Source organism: Rhodophyticola sp., assembly GCF_965284195.1.
GTDB lineage: Bacteria > Pseudomonadota > Alphaproteobacteria > Rhodobacterales > Rhodobacteraceae > Rhodophyticola.
Map to the genome: position 1 here is coordinate 3,720,287 of NZ_CBDIRM010000001.1, position 21,377 is coordinate 3,741,663.

Here is a 21,377-nt window from a genome sequence, read left to right on the forward strand (position 1 = left end):
TGTTCTTGCGGGGGAATGGCGATGAAAATTGCATATGTTGTACCGGGGCCGATGTCGAAGGGTCCGATGGGGCGAACGGAGATGCAGCGCCGGGAAGCGCTGATGAACGACTGGGCGTTCGATGGCACCGAGGTGTCGGTGATCGATGTGCCCTCCGGACCGGCCTCGATCGAGATCCGCCTACGAGGAGATGCTCGCCATCCCACCGACCCTCGATCTGATCATGGAGTGCGAGAAGAAGGGTTTTGATGCGGCCATCATCGGCTGTTTCGGGGACCCGGGGCTGGAGGCGGCTCGTGAACTGGTCACGATGCCCGTTATCGGTCCATGCGAAAGCGCCATGCTTCTGGCCGCGGCGCTCGGGCACAAGTTCAGTGTCCTGACGATTTTCGAAAGCCTGATCGCCGGGCAGGAAATGCTTGCCGTTCAAGCCGGGGTCCGTGCGAAACTGGCGTCGGTCCGTCCGACCGATATTCCCGTTCTGGAACTCATGGCCGATCCCGAGGTGACAAAGAAGCGGCTGATCGACGTGGCCCGCGCTTGTGTCGAAAAGGACCGCGCCGACGCCCTTCTGTTCGGCTGCATGACAATGTCGTTCCTCGATATGGGCGATGAGATTGCCGCCGAGGTTGGCGTGCCGGTCGTCAATGCCGGGCGAGCCGCCGTGAAACATGCAGAAATGCTGGTTTCCATGGGATTGGCCCATTCGAAAAAAGCATGGCCCACGCCTGCAAAGATGAAGGCGGGCAAAACCGCCTCTGACATGCGCGTCGCTTGAACCTGCGCACATCCAACGTCGTCCGCCGGACGCCAACAGGAGAACCACAATGATACTGCCCTTAAGAACATCTGCCTTTGCCGCCATGCTGTCGGCCACCGTGCTGTCGCCCGTGATGGCCGATGAGATCCGAACCATCAACCTCGTCACACGACCGCAGGCCGCGCAGCCTGCCGAGTTCCAGTTCACCCAGCTGATTGCCCAGGAGTGGCGCAGGCTCGGTCTGGATGTGAATGTCGAGGTGATGCCCTGGGAGCAGATGATCCAGGCGATCTGGTTCAGCCGCGATGACTGGGACACGACAGCCTGGCAAATGGTCGGCCGCCCCGAACGTTCCGACCCCGACGAGATCGTCTACAACCTGTTCCATTCCACGACGGCGGAGCAGGGCTTCAACTTCATCGGCTACAACAACCCCGAATACGACGCGCTGGTCGAACAGCAGCGCGTGACGCTCGACCCCAACGAGCGGCGCGAGATTGTCCGGGCGGCACAGGCGCTGCTGGCCGAAGATCAGCCCAACATGATGCTTGCGCACCCGCAATCGACCTACGCGTTCAATACATCTGTCTGGAACCCCGACACCGTGGTGGACCAGTCCGGCATCGGCATCCGCAATACCTGGAGCTATCTCCAGATGGAGCCGCTGGGCGATGTCACCGACATCATCCTCAACTCGTCGGATAATGTCACCGCGATCAACCCGCTCTACATCTCCGGGGGCACGGATAGCTGGATCACGGAGCTTGTGTATGATCGTCTGATGCGGATCGGGCCCGATGGCCTGCCGCAGCCCTGGGCGGCCGAAAGCTACGAGTGGATCGACGACACAACCATCAGGGTCACGCTCCGCGAGGGGATGATGTGGCATGACGGCATGCCGGTGACGCCTGAAGACGTGGCATTCTCGTTCGAAGCTGCCGGATCGGGCGAAGCGCCCATGTATGGCCCCTTCGTCGGGAGCATTGCCGACATCACCATCGACGGCATGGACATCACCTTCTCCCTGACCGAGCCGTCGGCACCGTTCCTCACCGCGAGCCTGTCGAAGATCAACCTGATCCCGATGCATATCTGGGAGCCGGTGATCGCCGAGCAGTTGACCCTCGATACAAACGCCGAGTCGTTTCAGGAAGAGGTGCCGATCGGCTCCGGGCCCTACCGTTTCAGCAGCTGGACCCTGAACGAGGAGGTGGTGCTGGAAGCCAACGCCGAGCATTGGGCCGCCCCGAATGCGGATCGCTGGATCCTGCGGATCGTGCCAAATGTCGAGGCGGCGCTCGGAATGCTCCGCTCGGGCGAGATCAACTTCCTGTCCGACTTCCCCGGCGATCCGACCGTCGTGGTGGCGGCAGCCGAGGAAGATCCCAACCTGACCGCGGTCTCGACCGTCGATATCGGCTTCCGCTATGTCGCCTTCAACCACCGCCGGCCGCCATTCAACGATCCGGCTTTCCGCCGCGCGTTGTCGGCCTCGGTCGATCGTCGGCTCATCGTGGGCGCCGCATTCCGCGGGTTCGCCGTACCGTCGAATTCGGTGGTCTCTCCGGCGCTTGGCTTCTGGCACAATGAAGCCACGGTCGAAGGCATGGAGGCCGGGATCGAGTTGGCCCAGCAGATGCTGGAGGATGCCGGCTACACGGTGGTCGACGGCCGGCTGCACTACCCCGAAGGCGTGTCCGAGACGTTGGGCGAATGAGCCTGACTGAATCAAAGCAGAAGGGACTGGCAGAGTGAAAGCGATCACCGTCATCGGCGCGCGCTTGCTGCAAACAGCGTTCGTCCTGTTGGCGGTGATCACCATTCTGTTCTTTATGTTCCGGTTGATGCCGGGCAGCCCGCTCGCGGCCTATATCGACCCGAATTTCACGCCCGAGCAGCAGGCCGAACTGATGGCCCGCTTCGGCCTCGATCAGCCGCTCTGGCGACAGTACCTGATCTATCTGGGCAATCTCCTTCAGGGCGATCTGGGGGAGAGCTTCTTCTATCGCCAACCTGTGGCCGAGCGGGTGCTGGCGCTTTTGCCGAACACGCTGATCCTGACGTTCAGTTCCCTGATCATCGCATATGTATTCGGCGTTCTTGCCGGCGCGTATCTGGCGTGGAAGCGCGGCTCGGTCGTCGAGCAGATATGTGTGCCTCTGGTTCTGACCACCCGTGCGATGCCGGAGTTCTGGCTTGGCATGCTCTTGCTGGCGGTCTTCAGTTTCGGCATGGGATGGTTCCCCGCGGGCGGGACAAGGCCGCCGGGCGCGGAGTACGATTCCCTCTGGGCGCTCTACAGCTCTGCCGATTTCTGGTGGCACATGACCTTGCCGGTCATGACCTTGGCGATCTACAGTCAGGGACTGCCGCTGTTGCTCATGCGCTCGAACATGATGGACGTCATGCGGGAGGATTTCGTCACCATGGCGCGGATCAAGGGCCTCTCGACCTTTTCGGTCGTGATCCGCCATGCCGCGCGCAACGCGTTGCTGCCCGTCATGACATCCTTCGCCATCGCCGTCGGCTACCAGATCCAGGGCAATGTGGTGGTGGAAACGGTGTTCTCTTGGCCGGGGCTCGGGCGTGAACTGGTGCGCGCCGTCTCAACCGCGGACTACCCGCTGGCGCAGGGCGCGTTTCTGATGATCGCGGTTGTCGTGATCCTGATGAACCTCGTCGCAGACCTGCTTTATGCGGCCCTTGATCCACGGGTGACCCATGAGTGACGCCGTGACCTCCAAAATCCGGGCTCCTGGCCGGATTGCGCGCCTCCGCCGCACGCTCGGCTCGATCCGCCTGCCGCTCCACGATCCGCTCGCGGTGATCGGTCTGTGCATCTACCTGTTCTTCATTCTCATGGCGGTCTTTGCGCCCCTCATCGCGCCCCATGACCCCAACGAGATCCTTTTCACGTCCGAATTCGCCCTTGCGGCGGATCTGACACCGGGCACGGACGGGTACATTCTGGGGACAACGACGCTTGGCAGGGATATCTTCTCGCAAATCGTCTGGGGTGCCCGTTCCGCCCTGCTGATCGGGCTGACCGCGGCCTTCGTGGTGGCGCTCATCGGGTCGATCGTGGGCATCGTTGCGGGTTATTTTGGGGGCTGGGCCGACACGGTGCTGATGCGTCTGGCGGATGTGGCGTTCGGTATTCCGTTCCTGCCCTTCGTCATCGTGCTTGCGGCATTTCTCGAACCGTCGATCTGGAACGTCGTGATCGCCATGGCGCTGGTCTTGTGGCGCGACACGGGCCGGGTGATCCGAAGCCAGACGCTGACCCTGCGCAACCGTGCCTATGTGGAGGCCGCGCGTGTGGCAGGCTCCTCCGACCTGAAGATCATCCTGCGCCACATTGCGCCCAATGTCCTGCCGCTGTCCTTCCTCTATGGCTCCATCGCCATCGGCTGGGCGATCCTGACCGAGGCGTCGATCAGCTTTCTTGGGTTCGGCGATCCGGATTCCATCAGCTGGGGCTACATGCTTCAGGATGCTTTCGCCTCGCAGGCGCTTTCCAAGGGGTCCTATTACTGGTTCGTGCCTCCGGGCTTTCTGATCATCCTGATCGTTTCGGCGGGGTTCTTCATCTCCCGCGGATACGAGCAGATCCTCTTTCCGAAGCTTGACCGATGACCCAACCGCTCTTGACCCTCAAAGACCTCAGCATCGCGTACCGGGTGGGCGACCAGGACACGATTGCCGTCGAAGGGGCGAGCTTCGATGTGCAGCCGGGCAGCATCGTGGGCCTTGTCGGCGAAAGCGGCTGCGGCAAGACCACGCTGGCGCGCTCCCTGACACGGGTGCTGGCGGGCAACGCGCGGATTGCCGGCGGCGAGGCGATTTTTGACGGGCGCGATATCATGGCCCTGTCGGAACGCGCGATGAACGGCCTGCGCTGGCGCGAGATCGCGTTCATTCCGCAATCGGCGATGAACTCGCTTGATCCGGTTTACACGGTCGGCACGCAACTGGCGGAGGTGTTGATCCGCCGCGGCGGGCTGGGGCGCAGTGCCGCGCGTACGCGCGCCGAAGAGTTGTTTGAATGGGTGGGGATCGAGACCAACCGGCTGGGCGATTATCCGCACCAGTTCTCGGGCGGGATGCGTCAGCGCGTGGCGATTGCGCTGGCATTGGCGCTGGACCCGAAACTGATCATCGCGGATGAACCGGTGACCGCGCTTGACGTCATCGTCCAGCGTCAGATCCTCGACCAGCTGCGCGAGTTGAAGGAGCGTCTGGGGATCTCGGTCATTCTTGTGACCCACGATATCTCGGTCGTGGCCTATGTCTGCGACCGCGTGGTGGTGATGTATGCGGGCCGTGTGGTCGAAACCGGGCCGATGGCCGCGACGCTGACCGCCCCTGCGCATCCCTACACGATGGGCCTGCGCAACGCCTTTCCCGATCTGGCCAGCGCCGCCGGAGAGCTGACGCCGATCGAAGGCGCGCCCCCCGATCTGGCCAGCCCGCCGCCCGGCTGCCGGTTTGCGCCACGTTGTCCGTTTGCGGAGGCCCGGTGCCGCACGGATGTACCCGGTCTAGACATCTACGACGGTGATCATCTGGCGGCCTGCCACCGTATCGCTGAGGCGGAAACCCTGAGGGCGCGGGCCGTGGCATCCGAGACCTGGGAGGCACCGGCATGAAGGACGGACACGACCAGGATCCGCCGCTCGTCCGGCTTGACGCGGCGGAGCTGCACTTTCCCGTTGGCGGCGTGGTGGCGCAACTGCAAGGCCGCGCCACCGTGGTCAAGGCCGTCGACGGTGTCACCTTCGAGTTGCGCCGGGGCGAAAGCGTGGGCCTGCTCGGTGAAAGCGGATGCGGCAAGACCTCGACCGGCCGTATGCTGGTGCGGCTGGACAAGGCGACCGGGGGCCGTGTGGAGTTCGATGGCGAAGATGTCAGCGGGCTGACAGGGGATGCTCTGAAACGGTTTCGCAGCCGGGTCCAGCTCATCTTCCAGAACCCGTTCGAGGCATTGAACCCGCGTTTCACGATCCGCGATGTCCTGGCCGAACCGCTTGAGAACGCGCGCATTCCCAGAGCCGAGCACGAGGAGCGGATCCTGCGCTCCATGGCGCTGGTCAAGCTTGGCGATGCGGGGCAGTTCATGGACCGCTATCCGCACCAACTCTCGGGCGGACAACTTCAGCGGATCGTGATGGCCCGCGCCCTGATCCTTGAGCCGGAGTTCGTTGTCGCGGACGAACCCGTATCGATGCTCGACGTGTCGGTCCGCGCTGGCGTGTTGAACGTGTTTCGGGATGTGCGGGCGCAACAGGGGATCACGGCGATCTATATCAGTCACGATCTGGCGCTGGTGCGGTATGTCTGCGAACGCACCATCGTGATGTATCTGGGCCGGATCGTCGAAGACGGCCCGACGGAGGATATCGTCGCCAACCCGCTGCATCCCTATACACAGGCGCTGGTCGCGGCCGTGCCCGTGCCCCACCCGGATCAAAGCCACGCGCCGCTGCCCATCGGACGCGGTGCCCCCGATCCGCGCAACCCGCCCTCGGGCTGTACATTCCGCGACCGCTGTCCGCGCGCCTTCGACCGTTGCGCGGTTGAGGCGCCCGGCCCGACGTATGTCCAGAACCGGATCGTCCACTGCCACCTTCATGAACCGAAGACGTGACCCATGACCTATGCTGCCGACATAAACACCACCGCCGACCCGATCTGCGATCCGATCACGCTCGAGATCATTCAGGGCGCCATCCAGGCTGCGCAAAGCGAAATGGAGGCGTTGATCGAACGCACGGCGATTTCGGCGTTCATCCGCGAGAAGAAGGACTTCTACACCGCGATTTTCGATCGCAATGGCGTGATGGCCGTGGGCTCGATGGTGCCGATCTTTGGCGACATCACCACGCCGGTATTCGAGCATTTCCCGATTGAAACGATGCAGGAGGGGGACCTATATTGGTACAATGACTGCTACGGCTCCTACGGCGCGGTGAGCCATTCCAACGATCAGGTGCTGCTGGCGCCGGTATTCCACAACGGCCGGCGCGTGGCTTTCGTGATGAGCTGGGCGCATTTTGCGGATATCGGCGGCATGCGCCCCGGCTCGATCAGTCCCGACGCGACGGAGATCTGGCAGGAGGGGATCATTATCCCGCCGACCAGGCTGATCGAGGCCGGTGTCGTGAACGACGCCGCGCTTGCGATCTTTCACCGAAACTCCCGTTTTCCCGCGCAAAGCGAGGGCGATATGAGCGCGCTGATGGCCAGTGTGCGGCTTGGTGCGCAGCGTATGACGGAGGCGTCGGATCGTTTCGGGGCCGCGGTGCTTGAAGATGCCCTTGCCCAGCTTCTCGACCGGACGCGGCGCCTTGTCAGGCGCAAGCTCGCGGAAACCTTCGACTACGGCACGCATCGCTTCACCGATGCCATCGATAGCGACGGTCATGGCAACGGGCCGTTTCATCTGCGCTTCGCCATCATCCGCGAGAAGGGCCCGGACGGGGCCGACCGGTTCATCTTCGATGCCACCGAGACCGATGATCAGGCACCCGGGCCGGTCAACCTTCTGATGAACCGCTCCATCCCGGGCATGGCGTTGGGATTGTTCTATCTGGGCGGAGAACCCGGGCAGGTCTGCAACGCAGGCGGACCCCTTGCGCTGGACGAGGTGCGTCTGCGCGAAGGCTCGCTGGTGAAACCTAACTGGCCGGCGCCGCTTGGGATGCGCGGCCTGACGATGATGCGGGTGCTGGCGACGCTGAATGGGCTGGTCAACGCGGCCGGCGGGCAGGCGCCGGCAGCACAGGCGGCCTATGTCGTGGCGCTCATCCGGGGCAGCTACACCGCCGAGGACGGGACCGCGACCCCGTTCCTGCTGGCCGATGGCATCGGCGTCGGATACGGCGCGCGCGCCTTTGCCGACGGGATGGACGCCGTCTATTTCGTGGCGCAGGAAAACTATCCGATCGAGTTCACCGAGCTTGGCTATCCGGTGTCCTTCAGAACCTATGGCATGGTGATGGACAGCGGCGGGCCCGGCGCGTTTCGCGGCGGAACGGGAATATTGCGGGAGTACGAAATCCTTGCCGATCACGCGATGCTGGGCATTCGCATCGATGGCGTCGAAAACCCACCCTGGGGGATCAATGGCGGGAAATCGGGCGCGCCCGGGCGCATCGTCATCAACCCCGGCATGGCCGATGAAAGGGTTCTGCCGCCACTGTCGGATGGCACGATGCTCAAGAAGGGCGATGTGGTGCGCATAGAAACCGGCGGCGGCGGGGGCTACGGACATCCCTTCGACCGACCGGCTGCGAAGGTTCTGGAGGATGTGCTTTCCGGGCTTGTCAGCGCCGAGGCCGCGGCACGCGAATACGGGGTGGCCGTCAAGGGGCGACAGGTCGACGAGGCCGAAACTGCGCGGCTGAGAGCTTCGCGGCCCGTGGTCAAACCTTTCCACCGCAAGGAGTATCTCGATGTCCTTTGATGGTGTGGATCCCGCGCGCGGTGCGACACCGGCACTGACGCTTGCCGTGGATATTGGCGGCACATTTACCGATGTCGCCCTTGCGGATATCGCGACGGGGCAGGTCTGGCGGGCCAAGACACCTTCCCGTCCCGATGACCCGTCGGAGGCGTTCCTGACCGGGCTGCGCCTGGCCCTGCGCGCTGCGGGCGCGGCGCCCGGTGACCTGCGTCAGGTTCTGCATGGAACCACCGTCGCCACCAACATGATCCTTGAAGGCAAGGGTGCGAGGGCGGCCCTGGTGACGACCCGCGGGTTTCGCCACGTGCTTGGGATCGGGCGACAGGACATCCCTCGCGCGGCCAATCTCTACAACTGGATCAAGCCCGAGCGCCCCGTGCCGGCCTCACGGATCGTGGAGGTGGCCGAGCGTGTCCTGCCCGGCGGCGTCGTCGCGCAGCCACTGGACGAAGACAGCGTTGCAGCCGCCGCGGAGGCGCTGCGCGAGATGGAAGTGGATGCGGTGGCCATCTGCCTGCTCCACGCTTTCGCCAATCCCGACCATGAGCGTCGCACCGCCGAGATCCTGCGCGCGGCCCTGCCCGGTGTTGCGGTGACCGCATCCTCGGACGTGCTGCCGGTGGTGCGGGAGTATGAGCGGACATTGGCATCGGTGCTGAACGCCATCGTGATGCCCGGCGTCACGAAATATGTCGGACGAATCGAGGACAAGCTGACCGCCGAGGGGGTTCCCGCGCCGCTGCTTCTCATGCAATCGAATGGTGGCGTTGCCGGGGCGGGCAAGATCCGTTCTGCCCCCGCCCTGACAGCGTTGTCCGGGCCTGCGGCGGGTGTGGTCGGCGCAAGATCCGTGGCGGCAACATGTGGGATCGATGATATCCTGACTGTCGATATCGGCGGGACGAGCGCGGATATCTGCCTTGTCTCGGGCGGCGAGATCGGGCTGACGCAACAGGGACAGGTGGGGGACTGGCCCTTGCCTCTGCCGATGGTCGATATGGTCACGATCGGCGCCGGCGGCGGCTCCATCGCCCGTGTGGCCGACGGCGTGCTGACGGTCGGGCCGGAAAGCGCCGGGGCCACGCCGGGCCCTGCGGCTTATGGCCGGGGAGGGACCGAGGCGACGGTGACCGATGCCCATGTGGTGCTGGGGCACCTGCCCGCGCGCCTGCTTGGCGGGGACATGGCGCTCGACGTGGTGGCGGCGCGCCGCGCGTTGGAGGACGGGGTCGCCCGACCGCTTGGCATCGCCGTGGAGGACGCGGCGCGCGGCATTCTCGCCATTGCCGACAACAAGATGGTCGGCGCCCTGCGCGTCGTGTCGGTCGAGCGTGGCTTCGATCCGCGGGATTTCACGCTTCTTCCCTTCGGTGGAGCCGGCCCGCTTCACGGCTGTGCGCTGGCCGATCTGATTGGCACACGCCGAGTGCTGATCGTGCCCGCACCCGGCATTCTGTGCGCCGACGGGCTGATGGCGGCGGATCTCAAGTCCGAGTTCAGCCGCGCCCGGCCCCGCGCCGGCGTCGCCGATATGGCGGAGGCCGAACGGCTCTGCGCAGAGCTTGAGGCCGATGCGGCCGCGTGGTTCGATGCGGAGGACGTGGCGGAGGCCGACCGGCAAACCAGTCGCGTCGCTCTCCTGCGCTATGCCGGTCAGGGCAATGAACTGGCCGTCCCGTGGGCCGACACGGTCGAGGCGTTGGAGGCGGGCTTCGTGGCCGCCCACCGGGCCCTTTACGGGTTCGAGTTGAGCGCACCGATCGAGCTTGTGACGCTGCGGGTCGAAGCCCGCGCCACCATGCAGGCGTTTGCCCCGGCCGTGCTTGCCCCGGGGGACCCGCCGGTGCCGGTGGATCATGTGCCCATAGCCTTGCCATCGGGCCGGGAGACCGTGCCGCTTTTCGACCGGTCCACTCTGAGTGGCGGCGCGATCATTGAAGGCCCCGCAATCGTAAGCCAACTTGACACCACAACCCTGATCGCGCCCGGCTGGACAGGCACGGTGCAAACCTCGGGCGCCCTTCTGTTAACCAAGGCCGACACATGACCGAAGATACTGAAATCACCGACACGCTGGCTGCGGTCTTCGACTATATCGAGGCGAACCGCGAAGATCATCTGCAACGCGTCATCGAGTACGTCAAACACCCGTCGATCAGCGCCCATGATATCGGCATACGCGAAGTTGCGGCGATTCTGGTCGAACACCTGAGCGGGCTCGGTTTTGAGGCCGAAGCCGTTCCGACATCGGGCCATCCGATGGTTCTGGGCCACCGGTGCGATGCGCCCGGCAAACCGACCGTCCTGCTTTACGGCCATTACGATGTGCAGCCGCCGGATCCGCTGGAAGCATGGATCACTCCACCATTCGAGCCGACGATCCGCGACGGGCGCATCTACGCGCGCGGGATCGGAGACAACAAGGGCCAGCATTTCGCGCAGCTTCTGGCGCTGGAGGCCCATCTGAAAGTCACCGGGACCTTGCCGTGCAACGTGATTTTCCTGCTGGAGGGGGAAGAGGAAATCGGCTCCCCCCGGATCGCGGAATTCGTCGCCGCCCATACCGATCGTCTGAAAGCCGATCTGGTGGTGACCGCCGATGGCCCGCTGCACCCCTCGGGCCGGCCCATCGTGACCTTTGGCGTGCGTGGCATGGCGGGATTTGAACTGGTCGTCAAAACCGGACGGACGGACGCTCATTCCGGCAATCATGGCGGCACGATGCCCAACGCATTGTGGACGCTTGTTCACCTCTTGGGCACCATGAAGGATGCGGAGGGCCGGATCACGATAGAGGGCCTGCACGATCCGGTGCGCCCGCCCACCAATGCCGAACGGGCCGCCGCCGACTCCCTGCCGGTCGACGTGCCCGGATATCTCGAGTCCATGGGGCTTGGCCGTCTGGACGCGCCTGCCGACAGACCGTTCCACGACCGGTTGATGTTCCATCCGACCCTGACGATCAACGGCATTCACGGCGGCTATGGCGGCCCGGGCACGAAAACGGTGCTTCCTGCCGAGGCGATTGCGAAATGCGACATCCGCCTTGTTCCGGACATGACGCCGGAGCAGGCGGTGGCCTGCGTCCGCGCCCATGTCGAAAAACACGCGCCCGAGGGCGAGGTTGAGGTGGTCATGAGCGGCAGCGGCATGTTGCCGTCGCGCACATCGCTCGACAACAGGTTCGCATCGGCGGTCGTCGATGCCGTGCGGACGGCGCGCGGGGTCGAGCCTTATCTTTACCCGAGCATTGGCGGCAGCCTGCCGGATTACGCCTTTACCAAGACGCTCGGGCTTCCCGCCTTCGTCACGCCCTATGCAAACGCGGACGAGGCCAACCACGCCCCGAATGAAAACCTTGAGATCTCCCTCTTTCATGACGGCATCCGCACCGGCGCCGCGCTGCTCGACAGGTTGGGCAGAATGTCGATATGAACACGGGCCGCGATCCGGCGGAGACCGGCGTCACCGTCTTTCACAACGCCCGGCTCTGGGACGGTGTGTCCGATGAGGCGTTGGAGAATGCATCCGTCGTGGTCGAAGGGGCGCGCATCCGCGAGGTTGGCGGGGATGCGCGCCATACCGGTCCGGCGCATCGGATTGATTGCGGCGGCCTGTTTCTCATGCCGGGCCTGATCGACGCGCATTACCACGCCAACACACCAAGCTACGACTTTTACGGCACCGACCGCATGCATCCCGCGTTGCTTGCCGCCCATGCGGCGCGGCTGCTGACGGGGGCCGTCGACCGGGGCTATACCACGATCCGGGACGCAGGCGGCGGCGATGTCGGTCTTGCCCAGGCGCTTGATGCCGGGTTGATCGACGGGCCGCGGTTTTTCTACCCCGGCAAGGCCCTGACACAAACCGGAGGGCACGGTGACATGCGCCGGCGCGGCGAACCGGATCTGTGCGGATGCGGGGAATATGCGGGCGTCATCTGCGAGGCCGTCGATGGCCCCCATGAGATGCGCAAAGCCGTGCGCCAGCGGTTCCGGCAAGGCGCGACGCAGATCAAGATCTTCCTGTCCGGCGGTGTCTCGACGGAGCTTGCACCGCTGGAGATGCCCCATTTCACCGATGCCGAAATTCTGGTCGCGGTGGAGGAGGCGGCGCGGCGCGGATCCTACGTCATGGCCCATTGCCATACCGATGCCGGTGCGCGGCGGTGTGTCGAATTGGGCGTGCGGACCATCGAGCATGGCAGCCTGATCGAGCCCGAGACGGCTGCTTTGATCGCTGAGGCCGGTGCCTATGTTGTACCCACGCTCTCCGCCGGTGAGTTGATTGCCGAAAATGCCGAAGCGCTCGGGCTTCCCAAGTCCGCGACCCAAAAGGTGCGGGAGGTCAACAAACGCACGCTTGCCGCCATCGAGGCTTGTGTGGCGGCTGGGGTCAAGCTTGGCCTGGGTTGCGATCTGCACGGCGACGTTTTTCTTCAGACCCAGGGCCGGGAGCTGCTTCTGCGCGGACAGGTGCAGCGGCCTGTGGATGTCCTGCGGTCGGCGACATCGATCAATGCAGAGATCGTTCAGCGCGCGGGCGAACTGGGCCAGATCGCACCCGGCGCGCTTGCGGATCTCATCCTTGTCGATGGCGACCCGCTGAGCGATCTGTCGGTCTTCGTGTCATCCGCCAAGACCGTTCGATTGGTGATGATCGATGGCAAGATCCGCAGGGACCGACGCACCTGACTTCCATGGGCGGGGGGCACGGCGGGTCGCGGGTCCGGCGCCTTTCGGCGGTTCGCGTTCTGCATCTGTCCCGTCATTCCACCTTATCCAGCGCGCGCCGATCCGAAACCTCCCGGTGTCCGTAATGCCCGGCCTGAGCGGCCAACGATCCAGCGGGGGCGTGGCATCCCGAACACCGGGGTTTCGTTTTCCGGAGGCAACCTGCGCGGACGGTCGGCACGAGCGCAGCTTTCGCTCAGAACGCGCGGCAGCCGTCACTCCATCTGGCTTGGCAGGTAGGTCACCAGATCGGGGAAGGCGACAAGGATACCAAGGCGTATCAGGTCGCTGAGGACGAATGGCGCGACGCCTATGAAGATCGTCGTCAGCCCCACGGTCCGCAGCACGCTCTTGATCACGAAAACATTCATACCCACCGGCGGTGTGATCAGGCCCAGTTCGACCGTCATCACCATGATGATCCCGAACCAGATCGGGTCGAAGCCCAGCTCCAGGATCAACGGAAACACGATGGGCACGGTCAGAAGGATCATTGCGATCGGATCTAGCACACAACCGAGCAGCAGGAAGAAGACCAGAAGGATCCCGAGAACGACGTATCGGTTGAGTCCCATGTCGATGATCGCGTTGGTCAGGTCCTGAGGCACTTGGGTGATCGCCAGGAAGTAGCCGAAGATCAGGGCGCCGATCAGGATCGTGAAGATCGCCGCCGTCGTCCGAACCGTTTCGCGCAGCGCCTCCCAGAAATTCGCCCAGCTCATGCGGCGGCGTGCCAGAGCGATGATCAGGGCACCCATGGCCCCCATGGCGGCCGCCTCGGTGGCGGTGAAGATGCCGCCGTAAATGCCTCCGAAAATGAAGATGAACAGCAGCAGGATCGCCCAGATGCCGCGCAGGGCCGCAAACCGGACGCTCCAGGCCGCCTTCTCCACGCTTTTCATCTCGGAGCCGGAGAACCCGGCAATCACCCGGATTGTCAGAATGTACATCAACGCGGCAAGAAGGCCGGGAATGATCGCGGCAATGAACAGCTCGCCCACGTTCTGTTCCGTGAGGATGCCGTAGAGCGCAAGAGGGACGGAGGGCGGGATGATGATGCCGAGGGTACCACCTGCCGCGATGACGCCGGAGGACAGGCGCTCGGAATACCCCAGGCGGCGCATTTCCGGGAAGGCGACCTTGGAGAAGGTGGCCGCCGTGGCGACGGAAGAGCCGCAAATCGCGGCAAAGCCCGCGCAGGCCCCGATTGTCGCCATTCCGACCCCGCCCTTGCGATGGCCGAGCCATGCGCTTGCAAATCCGAAAAGCTCCCGGCTCATGCCCGAAGCGGTTGCGAACGCGCCCATCAAGATGAACATGGGGATCAGCGCCAGACTGTGCTTCGTTGCCGTGGAGATCGGCGATGAGGACAACAGGTTCAGTGCCACGTCCCAGTTGAACCCCGTGACCGCCGCGAAGCCTACGACACCGGAGATGCCCATGGCGAAGCCGACCGGCACGCGGAGAAGCATCAGGGTGAATAGAAGGCCGAAACCCAAGGCGGCAATGAGGTCACGATCCATGTCTGGGGTCCATTTGGAATGTCGGGTCAGTCGGCCGTCTGCACCGGGATTTCGGAGGGAGTGTCACCGCGTCCGCGAAGGATCCGCACCAGCCGGATAACGCCGAACACCTGCGCGGCCACCAGACCGAACCACGCGAAGGCGTAGAAACCGGCCACGGGCAGGTCGAGGTCGATCGTGCCGTGATTTGCGGTCCAGGTGTCGATCACCTTCTCGGTGAACTTCCACAAAAGAAAGGCGAGCCCGAGGGTGACAATCGCGTTGGAGAGTACGTCGATCACCCATCGCAGGCGCCTGGGCGAGAGCGCCCATACGGCATCCATCGTGATGTGATCGCCCCGATAACACGCGCTTGCGAGGCCCCAGAAGATCACGACGCCAAGAAGGTAGCGCGCGCCATCGAATGCATCGGGAATCCCGGTGTTGAAGACGTACCGGGCAACGACGGCCGAAAACGACAGCACCGTCACCACAAGAAGGGCTGCCGCCGCGATGTTTTCCACCGCGGCGACAATGCGCTGAAAGGCGCGGGACATTGCTTCAGTTCCCGTCCGCGGGCGTCTGGGCAAAGGCCTCGATCAGGGCGTCATAGGCGGCCTGGCCATCGTAGCCGGCGTCGTCGGCTGCCGCGAGCCACTCGTTGCGTACCGGTTCAACCGCATCCTGGAAGGCCTGAAGCTGCTCGGCACTCGGCACGTTGATGGTGTGGCCGTCGTCTATGAGGCGCTGCCGGCCATCTGCTTCCACGGCGAGCCAGCCCGAGGAGATACGCGCCGCCCATTCGCTCGTGCAATGGCTGTCCACCGCGGCCTTCGCCCGATCCGAAAGGCCGTCATAGGTCGCCTGGTTCATCACGAAGGCAAAGTTGTTGAAGGCCATGTCGATATCGAGGTGGTTCTGAACGACATCGTTGATTCCGAACGGGAAAAGGCTAGCCCACGGAAACAGGATCGCATCGGCCACGCCACGCTCCAGCGCCTCGCGGGACTCGGGCGCAGAAATCTGAATATTGGTCGCGCCCATCGCGCCGAAGTAGTTCGCAAGCGTGCGGTTCGGCAGGCGAATGCGCATCCCGTCGATGTCTTCGATGCTCACGACCGGTTCGACGGAATGCAGCGCGTAGAGACCGCCATTGAAGGTCAGGCAAAACTTGACCTCCGCCATCTCCTCTTCCGCATATTCGCGATACCAGCCGTCGAAGGCCTCGGTTTCCGCGGTCACGGGGTCGTCGATGAGAAAGGGCAGTTCGGCCACGCCGACCATCGGGAAACGGCCGGGCTGATAGCCGGTGTTGATGAAGGCTATGTCGGCGATGCCGTTGGCCGCCAGGTCGTAATGGTCGCCCGCCGCGCCAAGCTGGCGCGCGGGGAAGACCGCGACCTCGATTTCGCCGCCCGAGGCTTCGACGAGCGAGTCGATCCATGCGGGAAACACCGTGGTGTTCAGAACGTGCTGGGCGGGGAGCCAGTTTGCGAAACGGAGTTCCGTCGCACCGGCGGGTGCTGCGGCAATTGCAAGCGCGACCGCGCCGCCTGCTGCTATTCTCTGTGTGGTCATCATCGTGGTTTCCTCCCTTGGTGAGTTTCCGTGTCGTCGGCACCGCATGTCTTCTTTTTCTGTCCGGTGAGTGTTTGCGGTTGGGTTGTCGTTCCTTTGTTCCGATCAGGCCGCACCGGTCCGCTGGATGGCGATGTTCAGCAGGACTTGCCGCCTGTCCCGTGTCGCGACGTCGATCGCGCGTTCCAGCGCTGCGGGCAGCGCATCGCCGGTCAGGACCGTTTCGGTATAGGCACGGCTGGCCTCGGCCGTTTTCGTGAAATCCGGGCTGGGCCGGAGAGATGTGAGCGGGACTTCATTCGCCTTCGGCGCCAGCCCATCCTTGTAGAGCCCCTCGGCGGAGTGCCGGACGGCCGCCCACTCTTCGTTGTTCAGCACCAGCGTGATGACCGGAAGGGCCAAGGCCTCCGCGATCTGGTGGCAGGCGGTGGGATTGGCGAACATGTAGCTGCCATCGCCCATGGTCGCGAAAACGAGCCGGTCTGGATCGGCGAGTTGCGCGCCAAGCGCCGCCGGAAAGCCCCAGCCCAGCCCGCCGGAGTAAGGCTCCTGAAAATAGCTGTTGTGATGCTCCAGATCGAGCGGTTCCATGGGGGCGCCCAGTTCGTGAAACACCGTCGCCTTGCGGCCCTTGATCGCCTGGCCAAGGCAATGGCTGACCCACTCTTTCGTCATGGGCCCGCCGGAGCCAGATGTTGCATGTTCAAGTGCGGCCGCGCGGCGCGCCTCGGACCGCGCGGACATATGGCGATGCCGGCGGGAGATTGCCTCTGACCCGGCGGGCGGGGTGCCGATTTCCTCGATCAGTGCGATCAGCGCGTCCGACGTTTCCCCCGCAAGGCAGATATCGGCGGGAAAGTTGCGAACGGGTGTGCGGGAAAACAATGGATCCGGCCCCAGCTGGATCACCGTGGCGTCATCACGCAGGGTCGTGCCGTCCGGCCACCAAGGCGCCAACGCATTGATCACGAGGACGACATCCGCCTCGGCCAGCAGATCGGCCGGATCCGGCCCGATGCTCATCGGATGCCGGTTGGAGAGCGAAAGCTGGTTCGCCCAGTACTGGCAGACCGGAAACGCCCAATCGTCGACGAAGCCGGCAAAGGCCTCAAATGCCGCGTCCGAGCCGACGCCGCGCTGGCTGATGATCAGCGGATGCTCAGCCGCCCGCAAGAGTTGTGCCGCCTGGGTCAGCGCAGCCCGGTTCGGCGCCACGTCGGCTGGTTGCATCCTCGCCGGAGCGCCGGCCTGCTCGGTCGGGATCGGCTCGCACAGCACTTCCCGCGGAAGGCTGAGATAGACAGGTCCCCTGGGCGTCGAGTTGGCGATGGCGGCGGCCCGGTCAAGAAGCTCGGGGAGTTGCTCGGGGAACCGCAACTCATATTCCCATTTCGACACTTCCCGTACCAGTGCGGTCTGGTCATACATTTCCTGCCCCCAACCGATGGGCACGGTGCGGGCGCCAAACCGGTCCTTCTCCATGACGGGCGTCCGGCCTGACATAATGAGAACGGGGATCTGATCGCAGGCGGCGTTGATCGCCCCGGTCGCCCCGTTCGAGAGACCGACATTGGTGTGAAGGAGAACCGCCTGCATCTGCCCCGACACAAGGTAGTAGCCATGCGCCATGCCAAGGGCGGCATGCTCATGGGGGCAGGTGACCGGCGTGGGCAGGTCGATACCCTTCCGGGTCGCGTCGATCAGGCCTTCGATGATCGGCGGGAAGTCGGTGCCGGAATTCGCGAACACATAATCGACACCGAGCGTCTTGAGCTTGCTGAAGAGGGCGCCGCCCGCGGCGACCTCGGTCGGCTCGGCCACCGGCGCGATATCGATAGCGGTTTTGCGCGTCATGCCGCCCTCCGCCCGCGCAGTATGGGAACCGACCGGGCTGGGCCGGTGACTGTGCCGGTTGCGGTTTGGGCGACGATGGGCATGGCGCAGGTCCGGCGATGCGGGCGGCATCCGGCGCGGCCCGCGGGTCTCACGCTGGCGTTGTCGATGACCTGTGACACCTTCATGCCGCGACTGCCCCCTATCTCACTCTTTGACTTCGATGCTTCACCATATGCTTCAAAATAGGCCGGTCAATCGGGATTCTGAGAATTTAATCTCACATAGTGAGATATTGCTTTCCATGGAGCCTGCATGTGATATGTCTTTGTGAGCGGACGGGTGCCTTCAAGGCGGTCCCGCCGTTGGCCTGACATCGACCCGAGGATCAAGGATCAGACGTGCCGACAAAACCCAATGAATCGGTTCTCAAGAGTTTCGAAATCCTGAGCCTCGTTCGTGCCGACCGGCCCGAGATCACCTCCCAGATCGTCGTTCATGAGCTGGGAATGAACCCGGCCACTGCGCACCGGTTCCTGTCGACCCTCGTGATGGTCGGGGCTTTGGCGAGCTACAAACGGGGCAGCTATTGTCTGGGGCCACGCGCCGCCGAACTGGGCAGCCTGGAGCAGCTTACGAACCCGCTGTCGAATGTCGTCAAGCCGGTTATCGAAAGCGCCAGCCAGGAGTTGAACGAGTCCGTCATGGCAAGCCGCCTGTCCCGCGGCGGCCCGGTTTGCATGGCCGTGGCCACGCCGAACCGCCCGTTCAACATCGCCATCAAGGTCGGCACCATCTTGCCGCTCCACTCGACGGCGCAGGGGAAGCTATGGCTTTCGTCGCTGACCCGGAAGGAGCGTCTGGCACGTCTCGGCGCGTATCGGCTGGTCGCCTTGACCGATCGGACGATACAGGATCTGGATGTGCTTGAGCGGGAGCTTGACCAGATCCGCAGCCAGGGGTTTGCGATCAACAAGGGTGAAAACGAGGTGGATCTGGGCGCGGTCTCGATCCCCGTGAAAGGCAAAACGGGTGAGATCATCCTCACGCTCTCTCTTTTCGGTTTGTTGAGCCGGTTTGACGATCAGTTCGTGGCGCGCGCGATCGAGCGATTGAGGCGCGCGGCGCAGGAGATCCAGGATCAAGGCGGCTAATGAGGGGCACGTCGCAACGCAGCCTAAGGCCACGCGGCATATGACGCGCGCCTGTCATCGTCACCGCCCGTGGGCCTTTGCAGCCTGCGATACTTTCCGGGCGGCACCTCCTCATGCCGCTGGAAGAAACGATTGAAATAGGCCGCATCATTGAATCCCAGCCTGTAGGCAATCTGTGCCATCGGCAGGTCGGATTGCAGAAGCAGCGTCTTCGTCTCGTCCATCAGGCGCGCCTGGATGTGGGAATGCGGGCTGCGCCCGATGGCCCGGCGGACGACGGTATTCAGGCGATCGCGCGAAATGCCGAGCGCTTCCGCATACTGGCCGACCGTCCAGTGCTGGGTGAGGTGAAGCTCCACGAGTCCCAGAAAGTCCTGCACGATCCGGCTTGGCAAGGCCACCGATCGTTCGATCTTGGGGGCCGCCGCCCGCCAGATATGGATCAGCGCCAGCGACACCAGTGTCTGAACGGCCATGTCCGACCCCGGTGGCGCGCCGGAGAGTTCTGCTTCGATCTCGTCGAAGAGACTCCGCAGCCGGTCGAAGCTACGCGACCCGGCCGTGTTGAAGGCCAGAACTCTCCCTCCGATGGTGGAGCGGATATGGCCGGACAGGCCTCCCGCCGGCATCGCGCGGCCGATCACCGTCTCCGTAAGGCGCAGTGAAAACCCCGGCGTCCCGGCCGAGAGCTTCAGCCGCGCCGTGCTGCCCGCCGGCAGCCAGACGAGGCATGGCGCGTCCACCTTTGTTTCCCGCGCGCCCTCGATCAGCCGAACCGACCCTGCATCCAGCACGAACAGGCCGCACCGCCGCCCGCGCAGGGCGAACTCCGTCGCTGTCAGCGCGCTGCGGATACGGTCCGCCTGAATCGTCGGAACCTCGCCGATCTTCGCCTCCCCGGAACACCTCAAAAGTGCAATTTAATACTCAAATCGTCTATTATCGGCCCAACTCCTGCAAGCTATGATTTTAACGATACCGTGCCGCCCGCTCTGGGCAGCCCGGAAAAACACCGCGCAAAGCGGGTCGCAAATATAGGGAGGAACCAATGTCACAGACTGTTCTGAGGCGCGCTTTCTTGCGCTCCGTATCTGCGTTTGGCGCTGCCGCGCTTTTCTTGTCCGCGATGTCGGAGGGCGCGGTCGCGCAGGATGACCGCACGTCGGTCCGAATCGGATATGCCGTTTCCTTGTCCGGGGCAAATGCCGGCGGCGCGGGGATCACCACGATTCCGAACTATCGCCTGTGGGTCGAAGACGTGAATGCCGCGGGCGGCCTGCTTCTGCCCGATGGAAGCCGTCTGCCCATCGAGGTGATCGAATATGACGACCGGTCCTCGTCGGAAGAAGCCGTGCGCGCGGTGGAGCGTCTGGCCACCCAGGACGAGGTCGATTTCATCCTTCCGCCCTGGGGCACGGGCTTCAACCTGGCCATCGCCCCGCTGATGGCGCGCGCCGGCTATCCTCAGATCGCCGTGACCGCGGTGACCGACCGCGCGCCGGAATTCGTCGAGCGCTGGCCGTCGAGCTTCTGGCTGCTGGGCGGTGGCGCCGACTATTCGACTGCCCTGGCCGCGGTGATGGCCGAGGCGCGCGATGCCGGTGCGATCAACAATCAGGTCGCCATGATTTCGGTCGCTGACGGGTTCGGGATCGATCTCGTGAATGCCGCGCGGCCCGCTCTGACCGAGGCCGGATTCGAGCTTGTCTACGACGAGGTCTTCCCCGTCGGAACCTCCGACTTCTCCACCATCCTCAACGAGGCTCGGGCCACAACGGCCGACAGCTTCGTCGCCTTCTCCTATCCGCCGCACACATTCGCGCTGATGCAGCAGGCGCAGGTCGTCGATTACAGCCCGCCGCTCTTCTATCTGGGTGTCGGCGCGGGGTTCCCGGTGTTTCAGAACATGAACGCGGAAAATGTGGAGGGGGTGATGAGCCTTGGCGGCATCGACCCCAACAACCCGCTGAACGCGGCCTATCGCGAACGCCATCAAGAGGTCATCGGCGCGCCCGCCGATTACTGGGCCAGCGTCATCACCTATTCCAGCTTGCAGATGCTGCAACAGGCCATCGAACGGGTTGGGCTGGATCGGGAGGCCGTGACGCAGGAACTGGCGACTGGCACGTTCGAGACGGCGGCGGGCACGATCACGCTGGAAAACAACCAGCTTCGCGACCTTTGGTGGGTCGGACAATGGCAGGGCGGTACCTTTGTCGGCGTCGCGCCCACAGACCGCGAAGGGGCCAGCGCGCCGCAACTTCCGAAGCCGGGCTGGAACTGAGACTTCCGCAGGTCGGGCCCGCACGCGATCGTCACGCGCGGGCCCGATGCCGCTTCTTCCGGGGCTGA

17 protein-coding genes are annotated in these 21,377 nt (G+C 64.1%); 12 read left to right on the forward strand and 5 right to left on the reverse strand.

Going from position 1 to position 21,377, the window contains the following annotated elements; translation table 11 throughout:
* The first annotated feature begins 145 nt into the window (after positions 1–145).
* From ACQ651_RS18645 to ACQ651_RS18690, 10 genes are read left to right on the forward strand one after another with little or no spacing between them, the layout of a single operon-like run.
* A complete protein-coding gene (locus tag ACQ651_RS18645; RefSeq protein ID WP_430450110.1) occupies positions 146–778 on the forward strand; it encodes an aspartate/glutamate racemase family protein in 633 nt (210 codons plus the stop codon).
* Positions 779–827: 49 nt separating this feature from the next.
* Positions 828–2,477, forward strand: a complete 1,650-nt coding sequence (locus ACQ651_RS18650) for an ABC transporter substrate-binding protein (protein WP_430450111.1) — start codon at positions 828–830, stop codon at positions 2,475–2,477.
* A 34-nt stretch (positions 2,478–2,511) separates the two neighbouring features.
* On the forward strand, positions 2,512–3,489 hold the full coding sequence (locus ACQ651_RS18655; RefSeq protein WP_227287429.1) for an ABC transporter permease: 978 nt from the start codon (positions 2,512–2,514) through the stop codon (positions 3,487–3,489).
* On the forward strand, positions 3,482–4,396 hold the full coding sequence (locus tag ACQ651_RS18660) for an ABC transporter permease (protein WP_227287428.1): 915 nt from the start codon (positions 3,482–3,484) through the stop codon (positions 4,394–4,396). Before ACQ651_RS18655 ends, ACQ651_RS18660 begins: the two co-directional genes overlap by 8 nt.
* Entirely contained in the window at positions 4,393–5,409 is a 1,017-nt protein-coding gene (locus tag ACQ651_RS18665; protein WP_227287427.1) for an ABC transporter ATP-binding protein, read from the forward strand. Before ACQ651_RS18660 ends, ACQ651_RS18665 begins: the two co-directional genes overlap by 4 nt.
* The gene (locus ACQ651_RS18670; protein ID WP_430450112.1) at positions 5,406–6,407 is read left to right on the forward strand and encodes an ABC transporter ATP-binding protein; all 1,002 of its coding nucleotides are present in this window, start codon (positions 5,406–5,408) and stop codon (positions 6,405–6,407) included. Before ACQ651_RS18665 ends, ACQ651_RS18670 begins: the two co-directional genes overlap by 4 nt.
* 3 nt (positions 6,408–6,410) lie before the next feature.
* The gene (locus ACQ651_RS18675; RefSeq protein WP_227287425.1) at positions 6,411–8,225 is read left to right on the forward strand and encodes a hydantoinase B/oxoprolinase family protein; all 1,815 of its coding nucleotides are present in this window, start codon (positions 6,411–6,413) and stop codon (positions 8,223–8,225) included.
* Positions 8,215–10,272 (forward strand): hydantoinase/oxoprolinase family protein, encoded by a 2,058-nt coding sequence (locus ACQ651_RS18680; protein ID WP_430450113.1) that lies wholly within the window; start codon positions 8,215–8,217, stop codon positions 10,270–10,272. Before ACQ651_RS18675 ends, ACQ651_RS18680 begins: the two co-directional genes overlap by 11 nt.
* Positions 10,269–11,660: a M20/M25/M40 family metallo-hydrolase gene (locus ACQ651_RS18685; RefSeq protein ID WP_430450114.1), complete on the forward strand. Its 1,392-nt coding sequence runs from the start codon at positions 10,269–10,271 to the stop codon at positions 11,658–11,660. Before ACQ651_RS18680 ends, ACQ651_RS18685 begins: the two co-directional genes overlap by 4 nt.
* A complete protein-coding gene (locus ACQ651_RS18690; protein WP_430450115.1) occupies positions 11,657–12,919 on the forward strand; it encodes an amidohydrolase family protein in 1,263 nt (420 codons plus the stop codon). The genes ACQ651_RS18685 and ACQ651_RS18690 overlap by 4 nt, the downstream gene beginning before the upstream one ends.
* A gap of 254 nt (positions 12,920–13,173) precedes the next feature.
* On the opposite strand, the gene ACQ651_RS18695 is transcribed toward ACQ651_RS18690, so the two are convergent.
* From ACQ651_RS18695 to ACQ651_RS18710, 4 genes are all read right to left on the reverse strand, one after another.
* Positions 13,174–14,481 carry a TRAP transporter large permease gene (locus ACQ651_RS18695; RefSeq protein ID WP_227287421.1) on the reverse strand — a complete coding sequence of 436 codons (1,308 nt, stop codon included), beginning with the start codon at positions 14,479–14,481 and terminating at the stop codon, positions 13,174–13,176.
* Positions 14,482–14,507: 26 nt separating this feature from the next.
* The gene (locus ACQ651_RS18700) at positions 14,508–15,017 is read right to left on the reverse strand and encodes a TRAP transporter small permease (RefSeq protein WP_375550831.1); all 510 of its coding nucleotides are present in this window, start codon (positions 15,015–15,017) and stop codon (positions 14,508–14,510) included.
* 4 nt (positions 15,018–15,021) lie between these two features.
* Positions 15,022–16,041: a TRAP transporter substrate-binding protein gene (locus tag ACQ651_RS18705; protein ID WP_227287419.1), complete on the reverse strand. Its 1,020-nt coding sequence runs from the start codon at positions 16,039–16,041 to the stop codon at positions 15,022–15,024.
* Positions 16,042–16,143: 102 nt separating this feature from the next.
* The gene (locus tag ACQ651_RS18710; RefSeq protein ID WP_430450116.1) at positions 16,144–17,892 is read right to left on the reverse strand and encodes a thiamine pyrophosphate-requiring protein; all 1,749 of its coding nucleotides are present in this window, start codon (positions 17,890–17,892) and stop codon (positions 16,144–16,146) included.
* A 380-nt stretch (positions 17,893–18,272) separates the two neighbouring features.
* On the opposite strand from ACQ651_RS18710, the gene ACQ651_RS18715 reads away from it, so the two are divergent.
* On the forward strand, positions 18,273–19,025 hold the full coding sequence (locus ACQ651_RS18715) for an IclR family transcriptional regulator (RefSeq protein ID WP_430450117.1): 753 nt from the start codon (positions 18,273–18,275) through the stop codon (positions 19,023–19,025).
* Positions 19,026–19,048: 23 nt separating this feature from the next.
* Here ACQ651_RS18715 and ACQ651_RS18720 read toward each other — a convergent pair whose 3' ends face one another.
* Complete coding sequence (locus ACQ651_RS18720) at positions 19,049–19,936, reverse strand: helix-turn-helix domain-containing protein (protein WP_430450118.1); 888 nt, start codon at positions 19,934–19,936, stop codon at positions 19,049–19,051.
* Between the two features lie 137 nt (positions 19,937–20,073).
* On the opposite strand from ACQ651_RS18720, the gene ACQ651_RS18725 reads away from it, so the two are divergent.
* Entirely contained in the window at positions 20,074–21,309 is a 1,236-nt protein-coding gene (locus ACQ651_RS18725; protein ID WP_375550826.1) for an amino acid ABC transporter substrate-binding protein, read from the forward strand.
* Positions 21,310–21,377 lie beyond the last annotated feature (68 nt).